An 11,048-nucleotide genomic window follows, 5' to 3' on the forward strand; every position below is an offset into this window, starting at 1 on the left:
TCAGGCTCCTTGGGAGGAAGAGACGAGTGTTTCTCCGCCGAGCCGCTTGAGGCGGCCAGCGGCAATATAGCTATCGACAAGTTGTCGTTCGGCCGAAAACGGGTGCCATTCCCAGCCGACGTGGCCAAAGCCGGCAAGTGTCGCCTCGGCGTCGGCATATGTGTTCAGCACCTCGGCAATGACGATCATACCGCTGCTCGGCACGACATAGGGCGCTGGAGAAAACGCCGAAATCGCTGCATCGACGGCATCGTGAATCGACTTGCCGATGACGACGTGCGTCTTGCCGGTGTCTGCGCAGAAGGCGCTGAACTCAGCGGTATAGTCGTCGCAGAAATCATCAAGTTCCGGATGCGAGACGGCAAGCGGCGCCCGCATCGCGGCGAATTTTTCCGGGTCGCGCACGCTCCATATTTCGCCGGCCGACACGACGCCCGGATGGGCGCGCCACTCACGCGAACCGAGCATCGCCTTTGCCGGCCTGCCGGTGTTGCAGACCGCGACGGCATCCGTGCGGCTGCCGCCGGCGCCATAGGAGCGGCAATCATTGAAGCGGATGACAATATCGGCGGCATCGATGATGCCAGCCCCGCCCTCCTCAATGTCGCCATTGCCGACGATCATGATTTTCCTGATCACCCTAGTTGCTCATCGTATCTTCGAGCTCTTTCAGCTCTTTCGTGCGTTTGTCCGTAATGTTGGCGAGACACCCGGCGACCAGCATCGGCTCCATCGTGCCGCCGCGGGCCTGAAAGCCGAAAGCGTCGCATTCGGCATCGCGATAATCGATCCAGGCGCGCTGCGCCTTGACCAGCGCCTGCTCCGCGCCCTTCATGTCGCCATCCAGGTCCTTGTCGATCGCCGCCAGGGCGGCGCGCGTCTTCTTATATTGCGTATTCAGCGCCTTGTCGGCAGTCTCGTGGCGCGCCGCCTCGCAGCCAGTCATGTCCGATTGCGTCTTGGGATTGTTGCAATCGATATCCTCCGCAGAGGCAGCACCTGCCGTCAGCAGCATCGCCGCCCCGACGAGGCAGATATTCAAACGCATGCATTCCTCCGGATTATTGTTCTTAAAGCTTGCCCATCACCAGCTGCCGGAAGCCGTAAACCTCGCGCTTGCCGGAAAGCGGGATCAGCGTCACCGAGCGAGTCTGCCCCGGCTCGAAGCGCACTGCCGTTCCCGCCGGAATATCGAGCCGCTTGCCATGCGCTACCGCGCGATCGAAGGAAAGTCCCGCATTGGTCTCGGCGAAATGATAGTGGCTGCCGACCTGCACCGGCCGATCGCCCTTATTGGAAACCTCCAGCGTCACCGTCGGCGCGCCGGCATTCAGTTCGATGTCGCCGCTCGCGGCAATGATTTCGCCTGGAATCATCTCGTCCTCCTTAAGCCGCCTTGGGCACGCAGCCCTCGGCTTTCAGCACACGCTTCGTCGACGCCGGATTTTTGACAAGCATCGCCGCCGGCCGAATAGGCCTCGCAACGAGATTGCCGCCGCAGTTCGGGCAGACACCCTTCAGCACGCCGTCCACGCAATCGGCGCAGAACGTGCATTCATAGGTGCAGATCCGTGCCTCGGTGCTGTCAGGCGGCAGATCCTTGTCGCAGCATTCGCAATTGGGCCTGAGCTCGATCATCCCTATCTCCTCACCGGATCGGCTCGTGCACGGTGACGAGCTTGGTTCCATCAGGAAACGTCGCCTCCACCTGCACGTCGTGGATCATCTCGGCAATGCCCTCCATCACCTGGGAGCGGCCGATCACATGGGCGCCGGCTTCCATCAGCTCGGCAACCGGGCGGCCATCGCGGGCGCCTTCGACGACGAAGTCGCTGATCAGCGCGATCGCTTCGGGGTAATTCAACTTGACGCCGCGCTCCAGCCGTCGCCGCGCCACCATCGCCGCCATCGAAATCAACAGCTTGTCTTTTTCTCTCGGAGTGAGGTTCATCGCTTGTCCATCTGCTTGACCGAATGCTTACGTTCATAGATTCCAGACTTTCGGCACAGGCGCACCATTGCGCAAGGCGGAAATGACGGGGATCAGGATTTTTCTGAGTGAGAAGCCGTCGGCTGCTGCTAGGCGGACGACCAGCTTGCCATTCCAAGCGCTCGCGCCGCCCATCGATCCTTCGACGAGCGGCCGGACCTTCCCGAGATAGGCTTCCGAAAGCGGCCCGGCATAAAGCAACGTCGCAAAGGCCACCTGTCCGCCGAGCACGGCCTGCCGCGCCGCCAGCGCCGCCACACCTTCGGAAAGTCTGAGTTCCTCGGCATGGATAAGTTGACCCGAGCGGCGGATGCGCCAGCGGTCGCGGAACAGCCCTGATACCACCGCCTCACCCATCGCCTTGCGGCCGAGCAGCACCGCTTCGACAGCCAGAAATTCGGCGCTCTCGTCAAGATCGACATCCAGCCGGCGGAAAAGTGCGGCCCGGTCGAAGAGGATCGTTTCCTGCGGCAGCCAGTCGACGCGGGCTTGGGCCCCGACCTTGATGCTGGTTGCCACCTCGGCGATGCCGGCCGATGCCTTGTAGATCTTCTCGCAAGCTTGAGTGGTGACGTCGATGCGCGTGCCGGCGCCGGCATCCACGCTCCAATCCATCCGATCGCCGCCTGTCAAACCGCCAGCAGTATTGATGATGACGGCTTCCATGGAGGCATCGAAGGTATCGGGCAGGCGGATCTTCGCTGCCCCCTCCTGATAGAGTTCACGAATGCGCGTGCGGCCATCGAACAGCTTTGCCGCCAGATGCCCGCGCCCTTCCGCTCTTTGCGGTCTCGTGCCTGCCGCCGCAATCGTCATATCGTCCCTTTCGGCCGTGCCCCTGGTTTTCATTCAAGCGCGCGGATAGCGGAAAGCAAGCAATTCCTATGCCGCGCCGAGCAGACCTTCGGCAGCGGCGGAAGGTTTTCCAGGCGCCGCGCCTTCTGCTGCAAAATGCGGCATCTGCCGGTCAGACAGTCAGGTGGCGGCGGGCCTCCGGCGTATCCAGCGTCTCGGCAAGCCCTTCATGCACGATTTCGCCGCGGTCCATGATGTAGACATAGTCGGCAAGCTCACGGCAGAAATCGAGATACTGCTCGACGAGCAGGATCGCCATGCCTGTGGAGTCGCGCAGGTAGCGGATCGCCCGGCCGATATCCTTGATGATCGATGGCTGAATGCCCTCGGTCGGCTCGTCGAGGACGAGAATCCTCGGCCGCGTCACCATGGCGCGCCCGATCGCCAGCTGCTGCTGCTGCCCGCCGGAAAGATCGCCGCCGCGACGTGACAACATCGACTTCAGCACCGGGAAGAGACTGAAGATGTCATCGGGGATGTTGCGGTCGCGGCGGCCAAGCGGAGCAAAGCCGGTTTCGAGATTTTCCTTGACGGTGAGCAGCGGGAAGATTTCGCGCCCCTGCGGCACATAGCCGATGCCCTGCTTGGCGCGGGCAAAGGGCGGCAGGCCGTTAAGCCTGGTATCGTTAAAGGTGACGGTGCCCGCTGACAGCGGATGCTGGCCGGTAACGGCGCGCAGAAGAGAACTCTTCCCCACGCCGTTACGCCCCAGCACGCAGGTGATCTTGCCCATCTCCGCTTTGATCGAGATGCCGCGCAGCGCCTGAGCGGCGCCATAATGCAGGTTTGCGTTTTCGACTGTCAGCATGATGCCGTCTCCTGAATCTTTGCGGGTCCAAAAAAGACCCCTCCCCAACCCCTCCCCACAAGGGGGAGGGATAAACTCGGAGCTACCGTCCCACTTCTCAGGAGATCATAGGAAAGCTGGCAATCGCAGCGATGAGCGAGCGCCCAGGTTAAGCCCCTCCCCCTTGTGGGGAGGGGTTGGGGAGGGGTGACACACCCATCAACATCCGATGTATCCATCATCCCTCACCGCCCCAAATAGTTCTCGATGACCTTCGGATCCGAACTCACAAAATCGATCGAGCCTTCCGCCAACACCGATCCTTCAGCAAGGCAGGTCACCTTGACGCCGAGGTCTCGGATGAAGCCCATGTCATGTTCGACGACGACGACTGACCGGGTTTTGGCTATATCCTTGAGCAGGATCGCAGTTTCCGCCGTCTCCGCATCGGTCATGCCGGCCACCGGCTCGTCGACGAGCAGGAGCTTCGGCTCCTGCGCCAGCAGCATGCCGATCTCCAGCCACTGCTTCTGTCCATGTGAGAGATTGGCGGCGAATTCGTCGCGGCGGTGCGTCAGCCGCACCGTGTCGAGGATTTCCTCGATACGTGCCCTGTCCTCGCCCGAAAGCCGATAGAACAGCGTCGAGAACACGCCACGACGGCGGTTCAGCGCCAGCTCCAGATTGTCCCACACCGTATGGCTTTCGAAGACCGTCGGCTTCTGGAACTTGCGGCCGATGCCGAGCTGGGCGATATCGGCCTCGTCCTTCTTGGTAAGATCGATCGTGCCGTTGAAGAACACCTCGCCCTCGTCAGGCCTGGTCTTGCCGGTGATGATATCCATCATCGTCGTCTTGCCGGCGCCGTTCGGGCCGATGATGGCGCGCAGCTCGCCGGGTTCGATGACGATCGACAGCGAATTCAGCGCCTTGAAGCCATCGAAGGAAACCGAGACGCCGTTCAGATAAAGCACGCTGTTGGGTTTGACGTCGGGGATCATGGTGCTCACTCCGCTGCCTGTATTTTCGGCTCGATGCCATCTTCCTGCACCGCCGGCGGAGCAGAATTGGAGACCTTCTTCCGCTTTCCGAGATATTGGGCGATCGTGCCGACGACGCCCTTGGGCAGGAAGAGCGTGACGGCAACGAAGAGGCCGCCGAGCGCAAACAGCCAGAACTCCGGGAAGAGGCCGGTGAAGATCGTCTTGCCGCCGTTGACGAGGATCGCGCCGATGATCGGGCCGATCAGCGTCGCCCGCCCGCCCACCGCCGTCCAGATGACGACTTCGATCGAATTGGCAGGCGCGAATTCGCCGGGATTGATAATGCCGACCTGCGGCACGTAGAGCGCACCGGCAATACCAGCCATCATCGCCGAGACGACGAAGGTGAAGAGCTTGAAGTGCTCGACGCGGTAACCGAGGAAGCGCGTGCGGCTTTCAGCATCGCGCACGCCGACCAGCACCTTGCCGAACTTTGAGCGCACGATCGCCGAGGCGAGCAGCAGCGACAGCGCCAGGAAGATCGCAGTTGCGGCAAAAAGGACTGCACGCGTGCCGTCAGCCTGGACGTTGAAACCGATAATGTCCTTGAAGTCGGTAAGGCCGTTATTGCCGCCGAAGCCCATGTCGTTGCGGAAGAAGGCCAGCAGCAGCGCATAGGTCATCGCCTGGGTGATGATCGAGAGATAGACGCCGTTGACGCGTGAGCGGAAGGCAAACCAGCCGAAGACGAAGGCGAGCAGGCCGGGCACGACGAGCACCATCAGCGCCGCAAACCAGAAATGGTTGAAGCCGAACCAGAACCAGGGCAGATCCTTCCAGTTCAGGAACACCATGAAGTCGGGCAGGATCGGATCTCCGTAGCTGCCGCGCGTGCCGATCTGGCGCATCAGATACATGCCCATCGCATAGCCGCCGAGCGCAAAGAAGGCACCGTGGCCGAGGGAGAGGATACCGCAGAAGCCCCAGACGAGATCAAGCGCCAGCGCCAGCAGCGCATAGGTCAGATACTTGCCGAACAGCGACATGATATAAGTCGGCACGTGCAGCGGATTGCTCGGCCCCGTCATCAGGTTCAGGACCGGCACAAGAACCGCGACCAGAAGCAGGAGGGCGATGGCAATGACGATCTTGCGATCGAGTGATCGGAGAAGGAAGGCCGTTATCATGCTTCCACCGCCCTTCCTTTGAGTGCGAAGAGCCCGCGGGGACGCTTCTGGATGAAGAGAATGATGAGGACGAGCACCAGGATCTTGCCGAGCACGGCGCCGGCGAAGGGCTCGAGGAACTTGTTGACGACGCCGAGCGAGAGTGCACCGACCAGCGTGCCCCAGAGATTGCCGACACCGCCGAAGACGACGACCATGAAGCTGTCGATGATGTAGGATTGACCGAGGTTCGGCGAGACATTGTCGATCTGGCTGAGCGCCACGCCGGCGATGCCGGCAATGCCCGAGCCGAGCGCGAAGGTGAAGGCATCGACCCAGCCGGTGCGGATGCCCATCGACGACGCCATGCGCCGGTTCTGCGTAACGGCACGCATCTGCAGGCCGAAGGCGGACCGTTTGAGCAGCAGGAGCAGCGCCACAAAGACCACCATCGAAAAGACGATGATCCACAGTCGGTTCCAGGTGATGGAGAGCCCGCCGAGATCGAAGACGCCGGACATCCAGGTCGGATTGCGGACCTCGCGGTTGGTCGGGCCGAAGCTGCTGCGCACCGCCTGCTGCAGGATGAGCGACACGCCCCAGGTGGCGAGCAGCGTTTCGAGCGGCCGGCCGTAGAGATAGCGGATGACGGCGCGCTCGATCACCAGACCGACGAAGCCGGTAAAGACGAAGGCCGCAGGCACGGCAAAGGCCAGCGAATAATCGGCAAGTTCAGGAAAGGCGGAAGTAATGTATTCCTGCACCACATAGGTGGTGTAGGCGCCGATCATCACCATTTCGCCATGCGCCATGTTGATGACGCCCATGACGCCGAAGGTGATGGCAAGGCCGATCGCGGCAAGCAGCAGGACCGAGCCGAGAGACAATCCGTACCAGATGTTCTGGACGATATCCCACAGCGCCAGGCTGCGATTGATCGAGCTGATATCCGCCTGGATCGCCGGCTTCAGGTCGTCAGGCGCGGTTTCGAGTGTGGTCGTGAGGATGGTCAGCGCATCGCGATTGCCGCGCGCTGCGATCGTATCGATCGCAGCCTTCTTGTCTTCGACGCTCGCATCCGTCTTGAGCAGCAGCACTGCGCGCGCCGCTTCCATCGTATTCTTGATCTCAGCGTCCTTTTCGGCCGCAAGCGCCGTGTTCAGCAGGTCGAGATTGGCGGGATCGGCATCTTTCAGTAGGCCCTGCGCCGCGGCAAGCCGCGCGGAGCGGTCCGGGCTCATCAGCGTCAGCTGGCTGGTGGCGGCGCCGATGACGCCGCGAAGCGCGTTGTTGATCTTGACCTTCGTCATCAGATCCGGATCGACATCGGCAGCGGCTTCGCCGGTGATCGGATCGGAATAGGTCGGTTCGTCATCGGTACCGCCCTGGAGAAGAACCGGGCCCCCATCGGAATTGACGTAGAGAAGGCCGTCGCTCAACTGCTGCAGGATCTGGCTGACATGCGGATCCTTGGAAGCGACCAGCGCCTTGATGGCCGCTTCGCGTTCCGGGAAGTCGCCGACGCCGAGCGCATCGATGAGCACGTGGATATCGTCCTGGGCCTGGACTTCGCTCGAGATCATCACGCCCGAAAATGTCAGGCCCGAAAATGCCAGGCAAACCGTGATGAGGAAAATCTTTATGGCGCGATACATCGGCTTTCTCGCCCTTGATAGTGTTGGCCTCGCGGCGCAATCGCTGGGACGGAGCTTCCGCCCGGGATCAAACCCGGACGGAAGCCTTCAGGCAATCATCGGATCGAGGTCGTACTCAGGAGCCCTTGCCACCGCACTTGCCGGTAGCAACATTGAAGTTGCCGCAGGACATCGGCTTGCGCCAATCGGAGATCAGGTCCTTGGAGTCAGGCAGGAAATCTGACCATTCGTCGCCGACGACGGCAGGTGTCTGCTGGACGATTTCGAACTGGCCGTCGGCCTGGATTTCACCGATCAGCACCGGCTTGGTGATGTGGTGGTTCGGCATGACGGTCGCATAGCCGCCCGAGAGGTTCGGAACGCTGACGCCGATGATGGTATCGAGAACCTTGTCGGTATCGGTCGTGCCGGCAGCCTGGACGGCCTTAACCCATGCGTTGAAGCCGATATAAGCAGCTTCCATCGGGTCGTTCGTCACGCGCTTGTCGTTCTTGGTGAAAGCGTGCCAGTCCTTGATGAACTTCTTGTTGGCCGAGCTTTCGACCGATTCGAAGTAGTTCCAGGCAGCGAGATGGCCGACGAGCGGCTTGGTGTCGAGGCCGGCAAGCTCTTCTTCGCCAACCGAGAAGGCGACGACGGGGATGTCGGTTGCCTTGATGCCCTTGTTGCCCAGTTCCTTGTAGAACGGAACGTTGGCATCGCCGTTGATCGTAGAGACGACGGCGGTCTTCTTGCCGGTTGAACCGAATTCCTTGATCTTGGAAACTTCGGTCTGCCAGTCGGAGAAGCCGAACGGCGTGTAGTTGGTCATGATGTCTTCTTTCGGAATACCCTTCGAAATCAGGTATGCCTCGAGAATCTTGTTGGTCGTGCGCGGATAAACATAGTCCGTACCTTCGAGAACGAAGCGCTTGACGCCTTCTTTTTCCATCAGGTAGTCGACAGCAGGAATGGCCTGCTGGTTCGGAGCAGCACCGGTGTAGAAGATGTTGCGCGAGGACTCTTCGCCTTCATACTGGACCGGGTAGAACAGGATCGAGTTGGTCTCTTCGAAAACCGGCAGAACGGACTTGCGCGACGAGGACGTCCAGCAACCGAAGACGGCGGCAACCTTGTCCTTCTGGATCAGCTCACGTGCCTTTTCGGCAAACAGCGGCCAGTCGGAAGCCGGGTCGACGACGACGGCCTCAAGCTTCTTTCCGAGAAGGCCGCCCTTCTTGTTCTGCTCGTCGATGAGCATCAGCATGGCGTCCTTGAGCGTGGTCTCGGAGATGGCCATGGTGCCGGAGAGCGAGTGCAGAATGCCGACCTTGATCGTGTCATCGGCGGCAACTGCACCGCTAAAGGCGGCCGACGCCGCCATGACGGCGCCGAGCGCTGCGCCCGTAATAGTGGATTTGAGATTCATCTGGTTGAACTCCCCTCTTCTTGTTCCGCAACAGACCGGAAACGGAGATTAACTGTTGCTTAAAGAACTATCGGGTGCTGCAGCGCGAAAACACATACGTCGATTGACGTAGGCGCGGGGGTCAAACAGGCAGCAGGCCGGGAGAGAGGTGGCATCCCCCACCGCGGGAGATGCCCCGTCGATTCTCTCGGAGGAATTATCCGTCGATCGTCAAGACGATGGCCGTCGGACCGTAAGAGAGGCTCGCCCTATGGCCTGCGACGGTCAGCTTTTCGAAGGCGCCGGTCACGGCGCTGGCCTTCAGGATCTCGATCTTCGTTCCAGGCGTCGGGACAAAACCGTCGGCAAGCGTCACATCGAGCTCGCCGGCTAGCACCGCCTTGCCATGAACGATCAGCGTACCCTCGCCGTTCGCGCCGAGCCTCTGCTTCATCACGGCCGTGGCAAGCTGCTGATAGTCGCCGCCGACGGTCACGGGCTTGTCCGCCGCCAGAACGAGCGAACCGCGGTCAGCCGTCAGGCCGCCAGTACCGAAGGCCGACGGCGAGAGGGCCACCAGCGCGCCCTCTTCCAGCACGGTGCCGCCGGCATAGCTGTTCGCACCCGACAGCCCGAGGATGCCTTCGCCGTGCTTCACCAGCCTGCCCTTGCCGGTGATGTCGTTCCGCCAGGTATCGATCGCATTGAAACCGCCCTTTGCCGCATCCATCGTCACGGTCACGTCTTGTTCGAACGCGCCGTAGCCATCGGCGGCGGCAAACAGGTTGAGACGGCCGTAACCTTCCGCATCGTCGAGCAGCGGATAGCCGGAGGCGATCTCCGTCGTCTTCAGCACGTCGCGGCGCTGCTCGCCGTCCAGATAGGGCAGACGCGTTTCGAGAAGCGCTTCGGCGCCCTGCGGCACACGCGCCGGCTGATCGGTCGCATGGATCGTCGGCAGGCCATAGCTCAGGCGCTGCAGCACGTAAGCGCGATTGGCGTCACGATCGGCGAAACGATCTGCAGCCAGCGGTGCCGCATGGGCGGCAACCTCGAGCGCGCCCGCATCCGCAACGCCTGATTTGGCGACGAGCCATGCCTGCGCTTGGGCGTAAGCATCGCTCTTCAGCGCCGCATTGTCGGCCTTGTTCAGATTGTAGACGACCGTGGCGGTGCCGAGCATCCGGCCGCCCATCACGTCGAGAGGAGAATGCATGCCGGCAAGGATGCGGTCTTCACCCAGCTCGCTGGCGCGCGTGATCATTTCCTGAAAGCGCTGCGGCACGAGATAGGCCATGGCGAGCCCATCCCGCCAGGCTTCCGCCGTATGCCCGCTCGGGAAACCGCCGTCCTCAACCGGCTTGCCGCTCTTGGCAGGCTCCAGCGTCGGGACGACAGATACCTCCTGGCTCCAGCGGTAGGGACGGCCATATTTGAAATAGCGCTTGGCCGGCTCCGTCGAGCCGTCACCGCTGGCGGCAATGATGAAGTCGATTGCAAGGCCCATGTCGGGGTTGGCATCGGTCTTGCTTTCCGTGTCCGGCTTGCTGCCGGCGCCGCGATTGTTGCCCTTGTCGTCATATTTGACCGTTGTCGCGTCGGCCGCCACCTCGGTGATCGTGGTGGTCTGCTTCGAGCCGGCCTTCCAGGCATCCGTCAGCGGACCGAGGCCATCGACGATGCTGGCATTCTTGCCGCGCCGATCGTCGAGATAGGCGGCCACCGCCTGGTCGGCCGTCCGCGCCCGCGTCGCATTGACGACATAGGCAATGTTGGCGTCATGGACGGCCTGGTTGACGATATGGCCGTCAGTCTTGCTGGCGGGAATACCATCCCAATCCGTCTTGGCGACCGCCGGGCAATTGTCCTTTGCCGGAGCTTCGACACCCGCATCGACGAAAGGCGTGCGCGGGGTCCAGATTTCGAGGAAGCCGGAGAGAAGGTGAACGGCGGCGTTGGTGTTCGCCGTCGAGAAGCAGGCGTCACCGCGTTTGTTGGTGTTTCCGGCCTGCGCATAAGGCGCTTTCGCCGCCGTGGACTGCTCGGCACTGGCAAGCGATGGCACGATGGAAAGGAGGCAGACGAGAGCGGTGCTCAGGCGGCAAAGGCTTAAAACAGACATGGTGATACCCGAAATGGTTGAACGAACGCCGGGAGAGTTAGAGCTCTTATGTGACAGATCAATTGCAAAAATATTGCCATTCTGTGAACCAGTCGGTGCCTGC

12 protein-coding genes are annotated in these 11,048 nt (G+C 61.6%); all 12 read right to left on the reverse strand.

What is annotated here, in order from left to right; translation table 11 throughout:
• Positions 1-624, reverse strand: coding sequence for a Urease operon accessory protein (locus tag GFM02_RS13870; protein WP_168321990.1), 624 nt, complete (start codon positions 622-624; stop codon positions 1-3).
• A gap of 16 nt (positions 625-640) precedes the next feature.
• Positions 641-1,048 carry a lysozyme inhibitor LprI family protein gene (locus GFM02_RS13875; RefSeq protein ID WP_168321919.1) on the reverse strand — a complete coding sequence of 136 codons (408 nt, stop codon included), beginning with the start codon at positions 1,046-1,048 and terminating at the stop codon, positions 641-643.
• A 22-nt stretch (positions 1,049-1,070) separates the two neighbouring features.
• Complete coding sequence (locus GFM02_RS13880) at positions 1,071-1,376, reverse strand: urease subunit beta (protein ID WP_168321920.1); 306 nt, start codon at positions 1,374-1,376, stop codon at positions 1,071-1,073.
• 10 nt (positions 1,377-1,386) lie between these two features.
• Positions 1,387-1,638, reverse strand: coding sequence for a DUF1272 domain-containing protein (locus tag GFM02_RS13885; protein WP_168321921.1), 252 nt, complete (start codon positions 1,636-1,638; stop codon positions 1,387-1,389).
• Between the two features lie 10 nt (positions 1,639-1,648).
• On the reverse strand, positions 1,649-1,951 hold the full coding sequence (locus GFM02_RS13890; protein ID WP_003542318.1) for an urease subunit gamma: 303 nt from the start codon (positions 1,949-1,951) through the stop codon (positions 1,649-1,651).
• 33 nt (positions 1,952-1,984) lie between these two features.
• A complete protein-coding gene (locus GFM02_RS13895; protein WP_168306864.1) occupies positions 1,985-2,806 on the reverse strand; it encodes an urease accessory protein UreD in 822 nt (273 codons plus the stop codon).
• Between the two features lie 151 nt (positions 2,807-2,957).
• Positions 2,958-3,653: an urea ABC transporter ATP-binding subunit UrtE gene (urtE, locus tag GFM02_RS13900; protein ID WP_003581844.1), complete on the reverse strand. Its 696-nt coding sequence runs from the start codon at positions 3,651-3,653 to the stop codon at positions 2,958-2,960.
• A 224-nt stretch (positions 3,654-3,877) separates the two neighbouring features.
• The gene (gene urtD, locus GFM02_RS13905; RefSeq protein WP_026265401.1) at positions 3,878-4,633 is read right to left on the reverse strand and encodes an urea ABC transporter ATP-binding protein UrtD; all 756 of its coding nucleotides are present in this window, start codon (positions 4,631-4,633) and stop codon (positions 3,878-3,880) included.
• Between the two features lie 5 nt (positions 4,634-4,638).
• Positions 4,639-5,802: an urea ABC transporter permease subunit UrtC gene (gene urtC, locus GFM02_RS13910; RefSeq protein WP_168321922.1), complete on the reverse strand. Its 1,164-nt coding sequence runs from the start codon at positions 5,800-5,802 to the stop codon at positions 4,639-4,641.
• Complete coding sequence (urtB, locus tag GFM02_RS13915) at positions 5,799-7,436, reverse strand: urea ABC transporter permease subunit UrtB (protein WP_168271809.1); 1,638 nt, start codon at positions 7,434-7,436, stop codon at positions 5,799-5,801. The genes urtC and urtB overlap by 4 nt, the downstream gene beginning before the upstream one ends.
• A gap of 115 nt (positions 7,437-7,551) precedes the next feature.
• A complete protein-coding gene (gene urtA / locus GFM02_RS13920) occupies positions 7,552-8,844 on the reverse strand; it encodes an urea ABC transporter substrate-binding protein (protein ID WP_163883402.1) in 1,293 nt (430 codons plus the stop codon).
• A gap of 196 nt (positions 8,845-9,040) precedes the next feature.
• Entirely contained in the window at positions 9,041-10,945 is a 1,905-nt protein-coding gene (locus GFM02_RS13925; protein WP_168271808.1) for an acid phosphatase, read from the reverse strand.
• Positions 10,946-11,048 lie beyond the last annotated feature (103 nt).

Origin of the sequence: Rhizobium leguminosarum bv. viciae, from assembly GCF_012276115.1 — a bacterium.
GTDB classification, from domain to species: Bacteria; Pseudomonadota; Alphaproteobacteria; order Rhizobiales; family Rhizobiaceae; genus Rhizobium; species Rhizobium leguminosarum_T.

Excerpts from the sequence above, each read along its gene's own strand:
- urtB (WP_168271809.1), bottom strand. The coding sequence starts at position 7,436 with ATGTATCGCGCCATAAAGATTTTCCTCATCACGGTTTGCCTGGCATTT.
- GFM02_RS13880 (WP_168321920.1), bottom strand. The coding sequence starts at position 1,376 with ATGATTCCAGGCGAAATCATTGCCGCGAGCGGCGACATCGAACTGAAT.
- urtC (WP_168321922.1), bottom strand. The coding sequence starts at position 5,802 with ATGATAACGGCCTTCCTTCTCCGATCACTCGATCGCAAGATCGTCATT.
- GFM02_RS13885 (WP_168321921.1), bottom strand. The coding sequence starts at position 1,638 with ATGATCGAGCTCAGGCCCAATTGCGAATGCTGCGACAAGGATCTGCCG.
- GFM02_RS13925 (WP_168271808.1), bottom strand. The coding sequence starts at position 10,945 with ATGTCTGTTTTAAGCCTTTGCCGCCTGAGCACCGCTCTCGTCTGCCTC.
- urtA (WP_163883402.1), bottom strand. The coding sequence starts at position 8,844 with ATGAATCTCAAATCCACTATTACGGGCGCAGCGCTCGGCGCCGTCATG.
- GFM02_RS13895 (WP_168306864.1), bottom strand. The coding sequence starts at position 2,806 with ATGACGATTGCGGCGGCAGGCACGAGACCGCAAAGAGCGGAAGGGCGC.
- GFM02_RS13890 (WP_003542318.1), bottom strand. The coding sequence starts at position 1,951 with ATGAACCTCACTCCGAGAGAAAAAGACAAGCTGTTGATTTCGATGGCG.
- urtE (WP_003581844.1), bottom strand. The coding sequence starts at position 3,653 with ATGCTGACAGTCGAAAACGCAAACCTGCATTATGGCGCCGCTCAGGCG.
- GFM02_RS13870 (WP_168321990.1), bottom strand. The coding sequence starts at position 624 with ATGATCGTCGGCAATGGCGACATTGAGGAGGGCGGGGCTGGCATCATC.
- urtD (WP_026265401.1), bottom strand. The coding sequence starts at position 4,633 with ATGATCCCCGACGTCAAACCCAACAGCGTGCTTTATCTGAACGGCGTC.
- GFM02_RS13875 (WP_168321919.1), bottom strand. The coding sequence starts at position 1,048 with ATGCGTTTGAATATCTGCCTCGTCGGGGCGGCGATGCTGCTGACGGCA.